This window comes from Curvibacter soli (genome assembly GCF_029211125.1).
GTDB lineage: Bacteria > Pseudomonadota > Gammaproteobacteria > Burkholderiales > Burkholderiaceae_C > Curvibacter_A > Curvibacter_A soli.
This window is the reverse complement of sequence record NZ_JARGEN010000043.1, coordinates 56,100-75,113: the sequence shown is the minus strand read 5'-3', so window position 1 is coordinate 75,113 and position 19,014 is coordinate 56,100. Positions and strand designations below refer to the sequence as shown.

Genomic DNA, 19,014 nt, shown 5'->3' with positions numbered 1-19,014 from the left:
CCGGGCTGGCTGTGCCGCAGGTTCGCGGCGCCGGGGGTGGCGACCCGCGGCACGCGGCGGCGGGTGGTCGGTGTCTTTTTCATGGTTCCCTCTCTGGTTCGGTGTCGTCGTTGCGCGCCCGCCGAAGGCGACCGGGGGCGATGCCAGCGGCCCGGCAAAGCCGCTGGTTGCGCAGTATCCATGGCATTGGGCTGCGCCAGTCGCAGCGGCTGCGGGTGGTGTGCGAGCACCATGGCATGGGCAATTGTCATGACAGTGCGCGCAGGCGGTCGATCAGTCCGTTGAGCTCATCGAGCGAGCCGAAGTGTATGGCGAGCTCGCCGAGTTCCTCGATGCGCCCGGCGCGCTTCGTGCGCTTTTTCACGCGCACCTCCACCTGCGCGGTCAGCAGGTCGGCCAGCTCGTCCTCGATGCGCCGGACGTCGCGCGATTTTTCCGGCTTGGGCCTGGGCGACACCAGATTGAACTCGGCGCCGATTTTCTTGACAAGCGCCTCGGCCTCGCGCACCGACAGCTTCTTCGCCACGATCTGGTTGCCCGTCGTGATCTGCGCGGCGCGGTCGAGCGCCAGCAGCGCGCGCGCGTGGCCCATGTCCAGGTCGCCGGCCATGAGCATGGTCTGCACCGGCTCGGCCAGGTTGAGCAGGCGCAGCAGGTTGCTGGCCGCGCTGCGCGAGCGGCCCACGGCCTGCGCGGCCTGCTCGTGGGTGAGTCCGAACTCCTTCACCAGCCGCGCCAGGCCCTGCGCCTCTTCGAGCGGGTTGAGGTCTTCGCGCTGGATGTTCTCGATCAGCGCCATGGCGGCCGCTGCCTCGTCGGGCACCTCGCGCACCAGCACGGGCACCGTGTCGAGCCCGGCGAGCCGGGCTGCGCGGAAGCGCCGCTCGCCGGCGATGATTTCGTACTTGCCCGCGTTCTCGCCTTCGGCCAGCCGCCGCACGAGTATCGGCTGCATGATGCCCTGGGCCTTGATCGACTCGGCCAGCTCGTACAGGGCGCCTTCGTCCATGCGCGTGCGCGGCTGGTACTGGCCCGGCACCATCTCGGCGAGCGTCAGTGTGCTGGGCGCGCCCGGGGCGGCGGTTTCCGTGGCGGGGGACTCGCTGGCCCTGGGGCCGAGCAGCGCTTCCAGGCCGCGGCCCAGGCCCTTGGGTTTCTTGGTTGCCATGTCGTCGTGTTTCAATCCATGAGTTCGCGCAGCAGCGCATGCCCCTGGGGCCAGTCGCCCAGGCCCGATTCGGCGTTGATGTGGCCCTGCGCGCCCGCGTTGACGAAGCGCGCGCCCCAGTCCCGCGCCAGACCTTCGGCGCGCGCCGGCGCGCAGTACGGGTCGTCGGTGCTGCCCACCAGCACGGCGGGGAACGGCAGCGGCTGGCGCGCGATGGGCTGCCAGCCCGGCAGCAGCGGCGCCAGGTCCGCACGTTCCACGTCGCCGGGCGCCACCAGCAGCGCGCCCTTGACGCGCCGCGTGTTGCGCGAATGCGCGGCCCAGGCGGCGGCAAGGATGCAGCCCAGGCTGTGGGCCACCAGCACGGCGGGCTCCGTGGCGGCGAGCACCATGTCTTCCAGCCGTGCGTTCCAGTCGCCGCGCAGCGGGCGCCGCCAGTCGTGCTGCTCCACGCGCTGGTAGCCGTACAGTTGCTCCCAGCGGCTTTGCCAATGGCCCGGGCCGCTGTTCAGCCAGCCGGGCAGGAGGAGGACGGGGGTGGAGTTCATACTACTGTTTTGATAGCTGCCAGCGCAGGTATATCAAGCGCTGAAGGGCAATTTGGCCTTTAACCCGGAAACGGCAGTCGAGACCGCTTTGCATCCCTTGCCAGGCCGCATGAAATCAAGCGTTGACGGCTTCGATGGGGCTCACCCCGTGGGTGAGAGCGCCATGCACCCGCCCGTTGCCGCCATTCTGCCGCAAAGCATGGCGCGGAAACGGCTGCGCCGCCGCCACGCCGGTTCAGCATGGCGGCGGCGCTGCGCCTCTGGTTGAAAACGCGCGTCAGCGCTTCGCGGCGGCGGCGCGGTGCTGCCGATATACCCAGGCCATCATCAGCAATGCCAGCAGCATCAGGCTGTACTGGCTCAGCGTCGGGATGGCCGTGGGGGTGGCCGGACGGTGTTCGCCGAAGTTGTAGTCCGTGGCGGCGTCGCCACCGACCAGCACGATGTTGCTGATGATGTCGTTGCCCGTCGTACCACCCTTGCTGCCGGCAGTGTCCTTGCCGTCGTCCCAGCCCGCGGGCTGGATTTCGGCCACCGTGTAGGTACCGGGCGCCAGGTTGGTGAAGCTGTAGTGGCCGCCCGCGTCGGTGGTGGTCGTGGCGACGACGGCCCCAGCCTGCATGAGGCGGATCTCGACGCCGGCGATGCCTTCCTCGCCGCCGCCATCGATGGCGCCGTTGTCGTTGCGGTCGTGGTACACGGTGCCGGCGACCGAGGCCACGGCACCCGGATCGCTGCTCGTGACCGTCAGGTTCGCACTGGTGCCGACCGTGTTGTTGCCGAGGTCGGTTTGCAGCGCCCCCGTGGCGATGGTGTTGGTCACCGTGCCGAGCGTGCTGCTGGTCACCGCCACCTGGATCGAGCAGCCGCCGGGCGGAATGGTGGCGCCGCTCTTGTAGGCCACGCTCGTGCCGCCGGCCACCGCCGTGACGTTGGTGGCGACGCTGGGGCAGGTGCCGGCGATGGCAGGCGGCGTGGCCACGGTCACGCCTGCGGGCAGGCTGTCCACCAGGTCCGCCGTCAGAGTGGCCGCGCCCGCGTTGCCGTTGCCCAGCGCGATGGTGAGCGTGGACTTTTGGCCCGCCACGATGCTCGCGGGCGCAAAGCTCTTGCTGACGCTGGGCGGCTGGCCCGGGTTGACCAGCAGGTCGGCCGTGGCCGGCGCGCCATTGGTGCCCAGCGAGGTCTTCAGGTCGCCCGCCGCGATGGTGTTGGTGTAGGGGCCGCCCGACACACTGGAGGTGACGTTGACTTCGATCGTGCAGCCGCCGGGCGGAATGGCGGCACCGCTCTTGTAGGCCACGCTCGTGCCGCCGGCCGCCGCCACGACGCTGGCGCTGGGGCAGGTGCCGGCGACGGCGGGCGGCGTGGCCACCAGCACATTGGCCGGCAGGGTATCCACGAGATCCGCCGTCAGTGTGGCGGCGCTGGCATTGCCGTTGCCCAGCGTGATGGTGAGTCTGGACACGCCGCCGGGGTTGATGGTGGATGGCGCGAACGCCTTCTGCACCGTCGGGTCCACCGACGTTTTCACCACCAGCCCTGCCTGGGCCGGCACCGGATTGGCGCCCGCTTCATTGGTAATCAAAGCACCGGCATCGATGTTGTTGGTATACGAGCCCGCCGTGGCCGACGTGACCTGCACGGTGATCGTGCAGCCGCTCACGGGAATCGTCGCGCCTGCGGCATAGACCACGCTGCCGCTACCCGCCGTGGCGGTGACACTGGCGCTCGGGCAACTGCCGCCGATCACAGCCGGCGTGGCTACCACCACGCCCGTGGGCAGGGTGTCGGTCATGGCGCTGGCCAAGGTGAGCGCGGTGGCATTGGGGTTGCCCAGCAGGATGGTCAGCGTCGACAGGCCCCCTTTGTCGATGGTCGTGGGACTGAAGGACTTGACCACGGTCGGCGCTGCGGGCTGACCCACGCCCAGCGTGGCGACCGCCGGCTCGGGGTTGGTGCCGGCGCTGGTTTTCAACTGGCCGGCGGCGATGGTGTTGGTATAGGCCCTCATGGTGGACGAGGTGACATCCACCGTGATCGTGCAGCCACCCGCCGGGATGGCGGCGCCGCTGGCGTAGCGCACTTCAATGGCCCCCGCGGTCGCCGTCACCGAGGCGGCCGTGCAGGTGCCGCCGACGTTGGGCGTGCCGGCGACGACCACCTGGCCCGGCAGCGCGTCGACCAGGGCGGCCGTGAGCGTGACCGGCGTGGTGTTTGCGTTACCCAGGGTGATGGTCAGTGTGCTGATGCCCCCCGACGCGATCTGCGCAGGGGCAAACGCCTTCTGTACGGTGGGCGCGGTCAGTACGGTCAGGGTGGCGTCGGCGGGGTTGCCGTTGGTCAGGCCCTGGTCGCTCTGGATGGCGCCCGCGCCGATGGTGTTGGTGAACGCGCCCGGTTCCGATGCCACCACGGCCACGCGGAACTCGCAGTTGCCGCCAGCCGGCACCGTGGCGCCGTTGAGCGTGACCTTGGCGGCGCCCGGCAGCGCCGCCACCACGCCACCGGTGCAGGTCGTGCTGGTGTTGGCGGGGTTGGCCACGGCCAGGCCGGGGGGCAGGTTGTCCGGCAGCGTCACGCCGGTCAATGCCACTGCCGCGTCGGGGTTGCTCACCGTGACGATGAGCTGCGTGGTCTGCCCCGCAGTGACCGTCGTCAGGCTGAAGCTCTTGGCGACCGTGGGCGCGAGCACCGCGTGCAGCGTGGACTCGCCGGGCTCCTCGTTGGTGATGCCCTGGTCTGTGGTGACGGAGTGCGCCGGCAGGCTGTTCAGGTACTGGCCCAGCGCGGACGTGGTCACGTCCACCTCCAGATCGCAACTGTTGCCCGGCACCAGCGTCACGCCGGTCAGCGTGACGGCCTGTGCGACGGTGTTGACGTTCACCGTTGCGCCCGTGCAGGTGGTGGTCGGATTCGCGGGCGTGGCGAAGACGAGGCCCGCGGGCAGCGCATCGGTATAGGTGACGCCGGTCAGGATCGTGGGGCTCACGATGGAGGGGTTGAAGGTGTTGACCAGCCGGATCTTCAGCCGCGAGGTCTGGTTGGGCGCGACGTAGGCCGGCTCGAAGCCCTTGGACACGCCCAGGCCCTGGAGCGTGGACAGCGTGGCGGAGGTCGCCCCCGCGTTGGTGTAGCCGCCCTGGCTCTTGACCGAGCCTGCGGGGATGGTGTTGGTCAGGTTCAGGAAGGCGATCGAGGTCACCGTGACTTTCACCTGGCAGGTGGCGCCCGCCGCCAGGGTCGCGCCGGTGAGCGACACCTGCGTGCCGCCAGGCGCGGCCGCCACCGTGCCGCCCGGGCAGGTGGTCTGTGCGCCGGGGACGGAGTACACGACGATGCCGGCGGGGAACACGTCGGTGAAGGAGGCGCCGCTGATCGGTACGCCCGAGCTGTTGACCACGTCGATGGTCAGCAGCGACGGCTGGTTGCCGGTGACGATGACCGGGTTGAACGACTTGTTGAGCGCGAGGCTCGCGGTCTGCGTGCCCAGGTTCGCCGCGACAGCCGCGCTGTTGTACGGCCCTTGCGCGCTCGTGATGTTGCCCGCGGGAATGGTGTTGTTCCACGGCCCGGCGCCGCTGGTGGTGGTCACGTCGAACGAGAAGTCGCAGCTCGCCTGCGGCGCGAGGGCCGCGCCGTCCAGCCGCGCGGACGCGGCGCCCGGATTGGCCGTGACGACCGGGGAGCCGCCGCACGAACTGGCGGCGTTGGCCGGGTTGGCCACCGCCAGGCCGCCGCTGAGCGGATCGTTGACCGACACGTTGCTCAGCGCCCCCGGCGTCTGGTTGGTGACGTGCACCGTCACGCGCGCCGTGCCGCCCGGTGCCACGGCGGCGGGGCTGAAGCTCTTGGTGGCCGACAGGCCCGCCGTGATGGCCAGGTTGGCACTCACGGCGGCGGGAATCGTGCCGCCGGACGTGGAGAAGTCGCCTGGGGCGATGGTATTGGTGTGCGTGCCCAGGGCGGTGCCCGTCACCTGGACGGTGATCGTGCAACTGGTGTCCACCGCGTTGCCGGGGCGGGCCGTGACGCTTGCGCCCGTGAGCGTTACCTGGTTGTCGCCCGGGTATGCCTGCAGGCTGCCGCCGCAGGTATTCGTGGCGGCGGGGTCGGCAGCCAGCACGAGGCCGGCGGGCAGGTTGTCGGTGATGGCCACCGCCGTGAGGTTGTTCACGTAGCGGTTCGCCACCGTGAGGGTCAGCGTGGAGGTCTGGCCCTGGTAGATCGATGCCGGGGCGAACGACTTGCCCAGCACCACCGCGTCCACCACGGCGACGTTCCTGGAAACGCTGTTGGTGTTGCTCCCGCCGACTCCCGTGACGGCGGTGTGTATGGGCAAGCTGTTGGTGAAAGTGGTGTTGACCGGTGCCCCGGCGGGTGCGCGGGCGCGGAACTTCACCTGGCAGGAGCCCGGCGTGGTGCCAGTCGCGGCGGGAATGGTGCCGCCCGTGCCGTACAGCACGGCCATGCCGTCGGCGTTCTGGGTGCCGCTCGGCGTGAACGTGAACGAGCAACCGGTCGGCGAGGCCGAGTAGTCGAGCACCATCTGGTGGCCCGACACCGAGGGCAAGCTGTCCGTCAACGATGCTCCAGTAACGTCGGAGCCCGAGTAGTTGTAGATGGAAACCGTGAATTCGGCCCACTGGCCCGGCGCGATCTGGCTCGGCGCGACGCTCTTGGCGACCTGTAACTGCGCGTAGGCGGTAAGGTTGGCGCTCGTGGCGGGGCTGCCACTGACGCTGTTGTAGCTGACGGCATCGGCGGGGATGGTGTTGGTGAATACGCCCTCGGCCGTGGCGGTGACGTCAACGGTCAGCGTGCAGGAGCCGCCGCCCGCGGGCACGGTGGCGCCGCTCAGGCTCACCGCGGTGTCGTTGGCCGCCGGGGTGAACGTGCCGGCCGTGCCTCCCGCTGTGCAGGTCACGCTGCCATTGGGCGGCGTCGCCACTTGCGTATTGGCGGGCAGGGTGTCGGTGAACGCCGTATTGTTCAGTGGCACGGCCCCGTTGTTGGTGACCTTGATGGTCATCTGGGAGGGCTGCCCCACGGGAATGACGGCGGGGCTGAACGACTTGGCAAGGGCAACCGGGGCGCTAACCGGCAGACTTTGGGAAAAGGCCGGGCTGGACAGCCCGCGCGTGTTGCCGATGGCGCCGGCGGCGAGGCTGTTGGTCAGGGTGCCGGTGGCCGAGGCCACCACGTCCACCGATACCACGCAGGTGCCGCTCTGGCCGATGGTGCCGCCCGTGAGCGTGACCACGGTGTCGCCCGCATTGGCCGCAACCGCGCCGTTCACGAAGCCGGTGCCCGAACACGTCACCGATGCATTCGGCGTTGGCGCCACCGCCATGTTGGTGGGCAGCGTGTCGATGAAGCTGGTCAGCGGCATCGTGGCCGTGCCGTTGGGGTTGGCCAGGGTGATCTTCAGCGTCGTCGGAACGTCCACGTAGGAAGACGCGGGCGTGAAACTCTTGCTGCCTGTAGGGGCGGCCAGCGCGGTCACCAGCAGCGTCACCGTGGCGGACGTGTCGTTGCTCACCGACACGCCGGCTTGCAGGGCTTGGAACCCCGCCGTAGCCGCATCAGGATCGGTGTTGGCGGGAATCACGACGTCGTGGTTCCCCGAAACGGTGGACGTGACCTGCACATCGATCTTGCACGACCCGGGCGTCGCCCCCACGGCGGCGGGAATCGAGCCGCCCGTGAGAACAACCGCACTGTTTGCCCCTGGGGCGGCGGTCACGCTGCCCCCGCAGGTATTGGTCAGTACAACGGGTGTAGTGACGCTGATGCTCGGCCCCAGCAGTGCCGTGGCATTCGCCAAGGTGAGCGCAACATATGCATCGTTGTAAATCTCGATCGTGTATGTCGACGAATCGCCCTGGGGAATCGTCGCCGGAGTGAACTTTTCGTTGATGGTGACCGTCGCCATGGCGACCCCGCCCGCCAGCATGCCGGCCGCGAATACCGCCGCACGCAGGACGGCAGCTCTTGGTGTGAAGTGCCTTCTCAGCCCCAACGTAAATTTCATACCGCTCTCCAAATCCAAATCGCACGAATTGGTCCGCCCACAAAGAGGGCTAGAGGGCTCCTCAAAGAGGAAGACTCCTCAAAGGGAGGGGTCTTGCGTGCTGGTTTTGAAGTGTAGGGTTCTATTGCTTGCGCAGTCAGTGCTTTCCGCGCGAATTCACCATTGTTGACAATTCGCCGCCGATGATTTGATGCGCATCAATTTCGCGGGCTTCATGGAGCCCGCCGCCCCATGCCCCGCACGCGCTCCACCATTTCGTGCGCGAATTCGACGAATGCCTGGCTGCCCTTGGCGCCAGGGTCGAACACCACGCCGGGCAGGCCGTAGCTCGGCGCCTCGGCCAGGCGCACGTTGCGGGGGATCACGGTGTTGAACACCTTGTCGGCGAAGTGCGACTTGAGCTGGTCGCTCACCTGCTGCTGCAGCGTGATGCGCGGGTCGAACATCACGCGCAGCAGGCCGATGATCTGCAGGTCGGCATTGAGGTTGGCGTGCACCTGCTTGATGGTGTTGACCAGGTCGGTCAGGCCTTCGAGCGCGAAATACTCGCACTGCATGGGCACGATCACGCCGTGGGCGCTGCACAGGCCGTTGAGCGTGAGCATCGAGAGCGACGGCGGGCAGTCGATGAGCACGAAGTCGTAGTCGGCATCCACCTCGGCCAGCGCGGCCTTGAGGCGTTTCTCGCGGTGCTCCAGCGCCACCAGTTCGACCTCGGCACCGGCCAGTTCGCGGTTGGCGCCCAGCACGTCGTAGCCGCACTTCTCGCTGCGCACACGCGCCTCGGCCACGCTGGCCGATTCGAGCAGCACGTCGTACACCGTCAGCTCCAACTGGCGCTTGTCCACGCCCGACCCCATGGTGGCGTTGCCCTGCGGATCCAGGTCGAGCATCAGCACGCGCTGGCCAATGGCCGCAAGCGCCGCGCTGAGGTTGACCGTGGTGGTGGTCTTGCCTACCCCACCCTTTTGGTTGGCAACACAAAAGATTTTGGCCATGCGAAAAAAAAGAGAGAGAGGGGGGAGGGGAGGGGAAAGGTTGGGGAGACGGGCTGGCTGCGAAAGGAGCAGGCCGGCGCCTGCCCTGGCTGCCGAGTTTACGTGAGCGCCGGGCGCATCCAGACGATGCAACGCTCGGCATCCAGCCCCGGCACCTGTAACGGTTCCACGTGAAACACGGCGATGCCGGCGGGCAGCGCGGCAATTTCGTCCATGGGGCGCCTGCCCTTCATGGCCAGCCACACGCCATGCGGTGCCAGCGCGGCACGCGACCAGGCGGCAAAGTCCGCCAGTGCGGCGAAGGCCCGGCTGCTCACCACGTCGTGGTCGCCCCCCGTCAGGCTCTCCACCCGCGCATGCAGGCCGCGCAAATTGGGCAGGCGCAGGCTGGCCGCAGCCTGCTGGATGAAAGCGGCTTTCTTGGCCACTGCGTCCACGCAGGTCACCTCCACCCCGGGGCAGCAAAGGGCAAACACCACGCCGGGCAGGCCGCCGCCCGCACCAACGTCGAGCAAGCGCGGCGGCCTGCCCGGCACGCCCATGGCGGCCAGTTCACGCTGCAGCGGCGCCACCGCCGCCAGGCTGTCGAGCAGGTGGTGGGTCAGCATTTCTGCCGGGTCGCGCACCGCCGTCAGGTTGTAGACCTTGTTCCACTTCTGCAGCAGCGCCAGGTAGTCGAGCAACGCCGCTGCCTGGGCATCGGCCAGCGCCAGGCCCAAGGCATCCAGGCCAGCGCGCAGCCGCCGCTCCAGCACCGCCGTCATGCGGGCTGCGCCTCGGCGGAAGACTCGGCAAAGCCCTTGAACCGGCCCCGCTTCAGGTGGATCAGCAGCAGCGAGATGGCCGCAGGCGTCACGCCGGAGATGCGCGACGCCTGGCCCAGCGTCTCGGGGCGATGCCTGCCGAGCTTCTGCCGCACCTCGATCGAAAGCGCCGCCACCTGCATGTAGTCCAGTTCGGCGGGCAGGCGCAGGCTCTCGTAATGCGCGGTGCGCTGCACCTCGTCCTTTTGGCGGTCGATGTAGCCCGCGTACTTGGCGGCGATCTCCACCTGCTCCACCACTTCGCGGCCAAAGTCGGTTTCACGTGAAACACCCGCGTCGGCGTATCTGCCGCCGTCGAGCGAGACCAGGCTTTCGTAGCTCACGCCAGGGCGCCGCAACAGATCGGCCAGGTTGTATTCGTGCTCGATGGCCTTGCCGAGCACGCGCTCCGCCTCGGCGGCAGGCAGGTTGCGCGGATTCACCCAGATGGACTTGAGGCGCTCGGTTTCACGTGAAACGGCGTCGCGCTTGCGGCAGAAGGTGTCCCAACGCGCATCGTCCACCAGGCCCATGCGGCGGGCGGCCTCTGTCAGGCGCATGTCGGCGTTGTCCTCGCGCAGTTGCAGGCGGAACTCGGCCCGGCTGGTGAACATGCGGTAGGGCTCGGTCACGCCCTTGGTGATCAGGTCGTCCACCAGCACCCCCAGGTAGGCTTCGTCGCGGCGCGGCAGCCAGGGCGCCTCGCCCCTGCATTGCAGCGCTGCATTGAGCCCGGCGAACAAGCCCTGCGCCGCGGCTTCCTCATAGCCCGTGGTGCCGTTGATCTGGCCGGCGAAGAACAGGCCGCCGATCTGCTTCGTCTCGAAACTGCCTTTGAGCGAACGGGGGTCGAAGTAGTCGTATTCGATGGCATAACCCGGGCGCAGGATATGCGCGTTCTCCAGCCCCGGCATGCTGCGCACCAGCGCGTACTGGATGTCAAACGGCAGGCTGGTGCTGATGCCGTTGGGGTAGAACTCGTGCGTGGTCAGGCCCTCGGGCTCCAGGAATATCTGGTGGCTGTCCTTGTCGGCAAAGCGGTTGATCTTGTCCTCCACGCTCGGGCAGTAGCGCGGCCCCACGCCCTCGATCTTGCCGGTGAACATGGGGCTGCGGTCGAAGCCGCTGCGGATGATGTCATGCGTGCGCTCGTTGGTGTGGGTGATCCAGCAGGGCATCTGGCGCGGGTGCATTGCTGCGCCACCATACGCATGCGCCATGAAGCTGAACACCGGCACGCTGCCCTCGTTAACGCCGCCGGGCATGCCGTCGCCGGGCTGCTCCTCGCATTTCGAGAAGTCGATGCTGCGACCGTCGATGCGCGGCGGCGTGCCGGTTTTCAGGCGGCCCTGTGGCAATTGCAGCTCCTTGAGCCGCGCCGAGAGCGATGCCGCGGGCGGGTCGCCCGCGCGGCCCGCCGCGTAGTTGTTCAGCCCCACGTGGATCTTGCCGTCTAGGAAGGTGCCGGCCGTCAGCACTACCGTGCGGCTGCGAAAAGTGATGCCGACCTGCGTGACGGCGCCGGCCACGCGGTCGCCCTCCACCACCAGGTCATCGACGGCCTGCTGGAACAGCCACAGGTTGGGCTGGTTCTCCAGCCGGCGGCGGATGGCGGCCTTGTACAAGATACGGTCGGCCTGCGCGCGGGTGGCGCGCACCGCCGGGCCCTTGCTCGAATTGAGGATGCGGAACTGGATGCCCGCCTCGTCCGTGGCGATGGCCATGGCGCCGCCCAGCGCATCCACCTCTTTCACGAGGTGGCCCTTGCCAATGCCGCCGATGCTCGGGTTGCAGCTCATCTGGCCCAGCGTCTCGATGTTGTGGGTCAGCAGCAAGGTCTTGCAGCCCATGCGCGCGGCGGCCAGCGCCGCCTCGGTGCCGGCGTGCCCGCCGCCGACGACGATGACGTCGAATGTTTCGGGGTACAGCATGTCAAGCCTCCACCAGTTCAATCCGCAGGCCCGCCGCCTGGGCCGCGGCGGCCTGCTTGCGGTCGGCGGTCACGAACACGTCCACGCGCGCCGCCTGGGCCGCACCGATGTGCAGCGCATCCATGGCGCGCAGGCGGCTGCGCTCCATGGCGGCCATCGCAAAGGCTTCCGTCTCGGCGCCGATGGCGTGGATGTCGAAGTCCACGAAGTCTTGCCCCACCTCGGCCATGGCATGGGCGTACTGCGCCATGTCGATGGCACGGTCACGCACCTCGCGGTACAGGCTCGAAGCGATCTCGGTCTTGCAGTGCGCGGCCAGCACCACGGCATCGGCCTTCATCAACAGGCGCTCGACCGCGTCATGCCCGGCCTCGCGCTTGTAGCGCTTGGCCAGGGCGGATGAATCCAGCAGCAGCTTCATCAATAGCGCGCGCTTTCGCGCTCCTCGATGATGAGCTGGGCCAGCGTCTTGCCGTCCGCGCGCTGGTAGCGCAGCGGCTCGATAGGGCGCTTCCAGCTCGGCACGCGCACCGGCGCCGCCTCTGCGCGCGCCGGCACCAAGTCGGCCACCGGCTTGCCGTGGCGCAGAATGCGCACGGTCTCGCCTTTTTCGACCAGGTCGAGCATGGCCGAAGCATTGGCGCGGAATTCACTCAAGGGCAAGATGTGCATATGTACAAGTAGCTGTATTTTGTACATATTTTAGCTGCCCACCGAAACCCATGGCGCCTGGGGTCTTCCCCCGCGCACTTATGAGTGAAATTGGCTTCCAGCGCTTATTCCACCAGCGGTAACAGCTATAAATTCCATAGCGTCCATCTTGCGCGCAATGCGCGGCTGCAGGCACGGGTGGAGTTTGCCGAACTCTCGATGAAGGAAGACCACGAGCGCACGGGCGTCAAACAGCGCATGGCGGACGAGTTCGACCCCCCGCGCAGGGCTGGGCGCATGTGCGGCGCGTGATCACGCGGCTGGAGTACGGTGAGCAGGGCAATAATCCTGGAAACGGCAGTTGACCGCTTTGCATCCCTTGCCAGGCCGCATGCAATCGAGCGTTGCCGGCTTCGATGGGGTTCACCTTGCCGTTTCCAGGTTCAACTGCCGTTTCCAGGATAACCCACGCTTCATCGAGACGGGCCGAGTCGATTCCGTGGAGAATGCCACGATGTCCAGCCATCTCCTGCTCAAATGGTCGATTCTGACCATCTTCCTGGCCTCCATTCTGGTGGTGCATTTGCGTGGGCGGGTGCGCCACAGCTTCTGGAAGCAGATCTTCGACCACTCCGGCCTGCTGGCCCCGGTGAATGTCTTCCTGTACGCCACCTCGGCGGTGCCCAACAAGCCTTACCTGCCTGTCAGCACCTTCCCGGAGCTGGACCTGCTGATCCAGAACTTCGACACCATCAAGGCCGAGGGCCTGGCCCTGATGGCGGCCACCAAGCTGCGCCGCCCCGACCAGAACGACGACGCCGGCTTCAACTCCTTCGCCAAGTCGGGCTGGAAGCGCTTTTACCTGAAGTGGTACGACGACGCCCACCCCTCGGCCAAGCGCCTGTGCCCCAAGACCACCGAGCTGCTGCAGCAGATCCCGTCGATCAAGGCCGCCATGTTCACCGAACTGCCGCCGGGGGGCATGCTGCGCCCGCACCGCGACCCGTACGCCGGCTCGCTGCGCTACCACTTGGGCATTGCCACGCCCAACAGCGACGACTGCTTCATCGACGTGGACGGCCAGCGCTACAGCTGGCGTGATGGCGAGGGCGTGGTCTTCGACGAGAGCTACATCCACCACGTCGAGAACAACACCGACCAGAACCGGCTGATCTTCTTCGCCGACATCGAGCGCCCGCAGCGCTGGGGCTTTGCCCGCGCCTTCAACCGCTGGTTCGGACGCAAGCTGGTGGCCGCCGCCGCCTCGCCCAACGAGGGTGGCGACAAGACCGGCCTGATCAACCGCCTGTTCTTCATCTCGGCAGTGATGGGCCAGTGGCGCCGCCGCTTCAAGAACTGGAACAAGACGGTCTATCAGTTGACCAAGCTGGCCCTGGTGGCCGCCGTGGTGGTTTGGCTGGTCTGGGGTTGAACGCCCAGGCCGGCGCCGCCAGTGCGGCGCGCAGACCATGCAGGCCCAGGCCCAGCGTGAAGGCCACCGTCAGGTAGGGGTTGGCATCGCTGCCCGGCAGGCGCTGCAAGTGGGGCGAATCGGCGGAGCGTCCAAAACTCTTGCGTACGACCGAGGGGGTTGCGGTCGCATTTCCAACCTGTTTGGTTCCGGCTCTGCCGGCTTGGGATGCTGGGGCGGCGATGGGCGGCAATCCCATGCCGGACGCGCCTATGGCGCTGCCACTGCATAGCGCTGGCCCTTGAACGACCAGACCGTGCGCCCCCCCGGCTCGATGCGCTCCAGCACCAGGTCCGGCGTGGCGTGCTCGCCCTCGTGCAGCACCTGGCCGTTGACGATCACCATGCGGTAGAGCGGATTCTCGGAAAAGCTCGCGCCGCTGAACCGCAGCGCGGGCAGTTGCTGGCGCACGGCGGCGGGCAGCTCGGCATGGGGAATGGCCGCAGGCTCCGCCGCTGGAAACGCGGGCACTGCGGGTGCTGCCGCGGGCGGCGCTGCGGCGGTGGGTGCCTGGTTTCTGCGCGGCTGCGGCGGGTCAGGCTGCACGGTGGTGTTGGCGGCGGGCCGCGTGGAGGGCGCGGTGGCTGGTAGCGACACTGCGGCGGATGCGGGCGGGCTGGGCATTGGCGCCGCCCGTGTCAATGCGTCGGGTGCTGCCGGTGCTGCCGGTGGCGTGGGGGCGCCGCGGTCCGTGGTGTGCCGCCACGCGGTGGCGGCCAGCACGCATGCAGCGACGGCGGCTGCGCCGCCCGCGAGCCAGGCGGCGCGGCGCATGGGCGGCTGCCGCGTGGGCTGCACGGTGGGTGCCGAGGGCGCCGTGTGCAGGCCGGGCACGGTGCCGCGGCCGCGTTCGGCGTCGGCGCGCCGCAGGGCGTCGAGGATGTAGGACATGGTGCGTCAGGCTCCGTTGCGCAGGCGCGGCTCGGGCACGCCTGCGGCGCGGTTGAGCAGCATGAGGGTCAGGGGGCCGGCCCGGCCGTCGGGCGCGAGACCCTGGGCGAGCTGGAACCGGAGGATGCGCGCGCGCCGCTGCGCCGCGTCCGGGGGGCGGAGCACGCCGCCGCCCGCCGCCTCGGCGGGGAGCTGCGCGTCCAGCCAGGCGTTGCCGGCGGGCGTGCCCGGTGCGCCGGGCGGCTGGCGCCAGAGCGTGGCATAGTCGCCGCGCCATGCACGCGCCAGTTCGTCGGTGGCGATGCGCAGCGTGCGGCCCCCCGCGCCTTCGAGCGTGGCCTGTTCGCCGTCGAGCCGGCGCAGCAGCACCGGAACGGCTTGGCCGTCGGCACCGTGGAGCATCAGCAGGCCGGGCCGGTCGAGCTGAAATATCAGCCCCAGGCCGGTGTTTCTATTGCGGTAGCACTGGATACCCTGGGAGGAAAGGGCGGCGCAAGCGTCGGCGCCCGCAGCGGGGGGTGCGGCGTTCCAGGCCGTGGCCAGCGCGCGCCAGGCCGCGCCGTCGTCTCGCGGCTGCGCGGCGAGGAAGACGGCCATGCCATCCTCGTGCGCGGCGGCGGGGATCGTGGCGCCAGCCGTCGCGGGGGCGGTGCGTAGCGCCGGCGCGGCAGCGCCAGCGGCGGGATTGGCGGCCGCTGCCACGCGGGGTGTCACCGGGGCCCACCAGCCCGCGGCCCAGCCCGCGCCGGCCACGGCGGCGGCGCCCGCGAGCACACCCGCACCCGCCACGGCCCAGCGTGGCGCGGGGCGGGCGGGTGCGTCCGCCGCACCGCCGAACACCTCGCGCGCGGCGCGCGCGGCGATGGCTGCGTCCACGGTGCGGGCGCCGCGCGCGTAGGCGCCGAGCAGCGCGCGGTCGCACAGCAGGTTGATGCGCCGCGGCACGCCACCGGCCAGCGCGTGGATGCGCCGCAGCGCGCGCGGCTCGAAAGGCACCGGCCCCTGCAGGCCGGCCACGGCCAGCCGGTGGGCGATGTAGAGCCGCGTCTCCTCCTCGCTCAGTGCGTCGAGGTGGTAGCGCGCGATCACACGCTGCGCGAGCTGCTCCAGCGCGGGCCGCGCCAGCATGGCGCGCAGTTCGGGCTGGCCGATCAGGATGATCTGCAGCAGCTTGCGCTCGGCCGTCTCCAGGTTGGTCAGCAGGCGCAACTGCTCCAGCACGTCGGCGCTGAGGTTCTGGGCCTCGTCGATGATGAGTACATTGCTGCGCCCCGCCGCGTGGGCTTGCAGCAGGAAGGCATTGAGCGGATCGACGCAGTCCTTCACCGTCTCGGCGCCGGACGCGCCGGGCGCGTGGGCCACGCCGAACTCGTCGCAGATGGTGCGCAGCAGCTCGCCCACGGTGAGCTTGGGGTTGAAGATGTAGGCCACGTTGCAGTGCGCCGGGATCTGTTCCAGGAAGCAGCGGCACACGGTGGTCTTGCCGGTGCCGATCTCGCCCGTGAGCAACACGAAGCCGCCGCCTGCGTCCAGCCCGTAGAGCAGGTGCGCCAGCGCCTCGCGGTGGCGCTCGCTCATGAACAGGTAGCGGGGGTCGGGCGCGATGGAGAACGGCGGCTGTCGCAGTCCGAAGAACGGGGCATACATGGCAGGGGAGGATAACAAGCCGCGCAGGGCGACCCGGATGCTTCTAAATATATAGCTTAAGACGCAGGTAAATAAAGCGCTGGAGCCCTGTTTGGCTTGATTTCTACTGCCACGGAAAGCGCCGCAGGTAGAAGCGCTTCATGAGCTGCGTGAGCGTGGCGTAGCCCAGCAGCAGCGCGACCAGCCATCCGAAGTAGGCCGGCGGCAGCGGCACCAGCTTGAAGTAAACCGCCAGCGGCCCCATGGGCAGCCACACGCCCACGGCCATGATGGCCAGTGTCGTCGCCAGCAGCGCGGCGGCGGGCCGGCTCTGGAGGAAGGGCAGGCGCGGCGAGCGGATCATGTGGACGATCAGCGTCTGCGACAGCAGCCCTTCCACGAACCAGCCCGAATGGAACAGCGCCTGGTGGGCCACGTCGCTGGCACCGAACATGTGCCACAGCAGCGCGAAGGTCAGCACGTCGAAGACCGAGCTGATGGGCCCGAAGCAGAGCATGAAGCTGCGGATTGCGCCGGGGTTCCAGTGCAGCGGCAGGCGCACCAGGTCGTCGTCCACGCGGTCGAACGGGATGGCGATCTGCGAGATGTCGTACAGCAGGTTCTGCACCAGCAGTTGCAGCGGCAGCATCGGCAGGAAGGGCAGGAAGATGCTGGCGAGCAGCACCGAGAAGACGTTGCCGAAGTTGGAACTGGCGGCCATGCGGATGTACTTGAGCATGTTGCTGAACACGCGCCGGCCCTCCACCACGCCTTCTTTGAGTACCATCAGGCTTTTCTCCAGCAGGATGATGTCGGCGGCCTCCTTGGCGATGTCCACCGCGCTGTCCACGCTGATGCCGATGTCGGCGGCGCGCAGCGCGGGCGCGTCGTTGATGCCGTCGCCCAGGAAGCCCACCACGTGGCCGCGGCTGCGCAGCGCGCGCACCAGCCGCTCCTTGTGCAGCGGCGCCAGGCGCGCGAACAGCGTGTGGCGCTCCGCCGCATCGGCGAGCTGGGCGTCGTCCATGGCCTCGACCGCGCTGCCCAGCAGCACGCCGTCGACCGCAAGGCCCACGCTGCGGCATACCCTGGCTGCCACCAGGTCGTTGTCGCCCGTCAGCACTTTCACCCGCACGCCGTGCGCGGCCAGCGCCTGGAGCGCGGGCGCGGCGGATTCCTTGGGCGGGTCGAGGAAGGCGATGTAGCCCACCAGCGTCAACCCGGCCTCGTCGGCCACCGAATAAACCGCCTGGCCCGGCGTGATTTCCTTCATGGCTACCGCCACCACGCGCAGGCCGTCGGCGTTCAGCGCAGCGGTCACCGCGCGCACCCGCGCCAGCAGCGCGGCGTCGAGCGGCTGCTCGGCGCCGCCGATGCGCGCGCTGCTGCAGGCGGCCAGCACCTCTTCGACCGCGCCCTTGCAGATCAGCTCGTGGTGGTCGTCGCGCTCGCTCACCACCACCGACATGCGGCGGCGTTGGAAGTCGAACGGGATCTCGTCCACCTTGTGGTAATGCTCGTGCAGCTTCAGGTTCACCTGCAGTTCGGCATGCTCCAGCACCGCGTGGTCGAGCAGGTTCTTCAGCCCGGTCTGGTAGTAGCTGTTGAGGTAGGCGAACTCGAGCACCTCGTCCGACGGCGCGCCCAGCACGTCGATGTTGCGCCCCAGCACGATATGGTCCTGCGTCAGCGTGCCGGTCTTGTCGGTGCAGAGGATGTCCATGGCGCCGAAGTTCTGGATCGCGTCCAGTCGCTTCACCACCACCTTGCGGCGCGAGAGCTGCACCGCGCCCTTGGCCAGCGTGCTGGTTACGATCATCGGCAGCATCTCGGGCGTCAGCCCCACGGCCACCGACAGCGCGAACAGGAACGCCTCCATCCAGTCGCCCTTGGTGAAGCCGTTGACCAGCAGCACGATGGGCACCATCACCAGCGCGAAGCGGATCAGCAGCCAGCTCACCTGGTTCACGCCGGCCTGGAAGGCCGTGGCGGTGGGCCCGGCGGCCATCACGTGGTCGGCCAGCATGCCGAAGTAGGTGCGTGCGCCCGTGGACACCACCACCGCCGTGGCGGTGCCCGACACCACGTTGGTGCCCATGAACACGATGTTGGGCAGTGCCACCACGTCCGTCTGCGCGCCGCCGTCCGCCGCCGCGGCGTGGGACGTGGCGAACTTCTCCACCGGCAGCGATTCGCCCGTCATCGCGGCCTGGCCCACGAACAGATCCTTGGCCGCCAGCAGGCGGCAGTCGGCGGGAACCATGTCGCCCGCCGACAGGTGCACCACATCGCCGGGCACCAGCGCGCGCATCGGCACTTCCTGCTGCACGGACTGGCCGTCGCCGCCATGCCGCAGCACAGTGGCGGTGTTTCTCACCATGGCCTTGAGAGCCTCCGCCGCGCTGCCGGAGCGCCGCTCCTGCACCAGCCGTATCAGCGTGGAAACCGCCACCATGGTGGCGATGACGACGGTGGCGGCGACATCCTCGGTCAGGTAGGAGATCACCGCCAGCGCGGTGAGCAGCAGGCTGAACGGGTTCTTGTAGGCCAGCCATAGGTGCAGCCACAGCGGCAGGGCTTTCTCGTGCCCCACTTCGTTGGGGCCGGACTTGGCCAACCGGGCTTCGGCCTCCCCGGGCGTCAGCCCGTCCTCGCGCGTGCCCAGCCGCAGCAGCAGGGCCGCGGCGTCCTCGCCGGCGACCTGGCGCAGGCCCTGGGCCAGGGCGGGGGGAACCTGCTGGCGCGCCCCGGCCGCGTGCTCGTGCCACAGGATGGTCGGGCGGCGGAAGTGGCGCAGCACGCGGCGGCTTTGCAGAAAACTGGCGAAAAGCGAGGTCGGCAGGTGCATGGGCGGGCCCGATGTCTTGGATACGACTTGTGCAAAGCGGTTTCA

At 68.8% G+C, this 19,014-nt stretch carries 13 protein-coding genes; 2 read left to right on the top strand and 11 right to left on the bottom strand.

What is annotated here, in order from left to right:
• Positions 1–247: 247 nt before the first annotated feature.
• From PY257_RS10395 to PY257_RS10360, 8 genes are all read right to left on the bottom strand, one after another.
• Positions 248–1,168, bottom strand: coding sequence for a ParB/RepB/Spo0J family partition protein (locus tag PY257_RS10395; RefSeq protein WP_275741450.1), 921 nt, complete (start codon positions 1,166–1,168; stop codon positions 248–250).
• Positions 1,169–1,179: 11 nt separating this feature from the next.
• Positions 1,180–1,716, bottom strand: coding sequence for an RBBP9/YdeN family alpha/beta hydrolase (locus PY257_RS10390; RefSeq protein WP_275741448.1), 537 nt, complete (start codon positions 1,714–1,716; stop codon positions 1,180–1,182).
• Between the two features lie 277 nt (positions 1,717–1,993).
• Positions 1,994–7,651 (bottom strand): IPTL-CTERM sorting domain-containing protein, encoded by a 5,658-nt coding sequence (locus PY257_RS10385; RefSeq protein WP_275741446.1) that lies wholly within the window; start codon positions 7,649–7,651, stop codon positions 1,994–1,996.
• 311 nt (positions 7,652–7,962) lie between these two features.
• Complete coding sequence (locus PY257_RS10380; protein ID WP_275741444.1) at positions 7,963–8,748, bottom strand: ParA family protein; 786 nt, start codon at positions 8,746–8,748, stop codon at positions 7,963–7,965.
• A 98-nt stretch (positions 8,749–8,846) separates the two neighbouring features.
• Positions 8,847–9,512, bottom strand: coding sequence for a 16S rRNA (guanine(527)-N(7))-methyltransferase RsmG (rsmG, locus tag PY257_RS10375; protein WP_275741442.1), 666 nt, complete (start codon positions 9,510–9,512; stop codon positions 8,847–8,849).
• On the bottom strand, positions 9,509–11,482 hold the full coding sequence (gene mnmG / locus PY257_RS10370; RefSeq protein ID WP_275741440.1) for a tRNA uridine-5-carboxymethylaminomethyl(34) synthesis enzyme MnmG: 1,974 nt from the start codon (positions 11,480–11,482) through the stop codon (positions 9,509–9,511). The genes rsmG and mnmG overlap by 4 nt, the downstream gene beginning before the upstream one ends.
• 1 nt (position 11,483) lies before the next feature.
• The gene (locus tag PY257_RS10365) at positions 11,484–11,903 is read right to left on the bottom strand and encodes a type II toxin-antitoxin system VapC family toxin (RefSeq protein WP_275741438.1); all 420 of its coding nucleotides are present in this window, start codon (positions 11,901–11,903) and stop codon (positions 11,484–11,486) included.
• Entirely contained in the window at positions 11,903–12,154 is a 252-nt protein-coding gene (locus tag PY257_RS10360) for a type II toxin-antitoxin system Phd/YefM family antitoxin (RefSeq protein WP_275741436.1), read from the bottom strand. Before PY257_RS10360 ends, PY257_RS10365 begins: the two co-directional genes overlap by 1 nt.
• A gap of 84 nt (positions 12,155–12,238) precedes the next feature.
• Here PY257_RS10360 and PY257_RS10355 point away from each other — a divergent pair, with 84 nt between their 5' ends.
• Together PY257_RS10355 and PY257_RS10350 are read left to right on the top strand one after the other, a co-directional pair.
• Positions 12,239–12,445 carry a hypothetical protein gene (locus PY257_RS10355; RefSeq protein ID WP_419095692.1) on the top strand — a complete coding sequence of 69 codons (207 nt, stop codon included), beginning with the start codon at positions 12,239–12,241 and terminating at the stop codon, positions 12,443–12,445.
• 217 nt (positions 12,446–12,662) lie between these two features.
• Positions 12,663–13,565 carry an aspartyl/asparaginyl beta-hydroxylase domain-containing protein gene (locus tag PY257_RS10350; RefSeq protein ID WP_275741570.1) on the top strand — a complete coding sequence of 301 codons (903 nt, stop codon included), beginning with the start codon at positions 12,663–12,665 and terminating at the stop codon, positions 13,563–13,565.
• A 249-nt stretch (positions 13,566–13,814) separates the two neighbouring features.
• On the opposite strand, the gene PY257_RS10345 is transcribed toward PY257_RS10350, so the two are convergent.
• The 3 genes from PY257_RS10345 to mgtA all read right to left on the bottom strand — a co-directional run bounded on the left by PY257_RS10345 (position 13,815) and on the right by mgtA (position 18,969).
• The gene (locus PY257_RS10345) at positions 13,815–14,495 is read right to left on the bottom strand and encodes a general secretion pathway protein GspB (protein ID WP_275741434.1); all 681 of its coding nucleotides are present in this window, start codon (positions 14,493–14,495) and stop codon (positions 13,815–13,817) included.
• Positions 14,496–14,501: 6 nt separating this feature from the next.
• A complete protein-coding gene (locus PY257_RS10340) occupies positions 14,502–16,142 on the bottom strand; it encodes an ExeA family protein (RefSeq protein ID WP_275741568.1) in 1,641 nt (546 codons plus the stop codon).
• Positions 16,143–16,245: 103 nt separating this feature from the next.
• Positions 16,246–18,969 (bottom strand): magnesium-translocating P-type ATPase, encoded by a 2,724-nt coding sequence (gene mgtA, locus PY257_RS10335; protein ID WP_275741431.1) that lies wholly within the window; start codon positions 18,967–18,969, stop codon positions 16,246–16,248.
• Between the last annotated feature and the right edge of the window lie 45 nt (positions 18,970–19,014).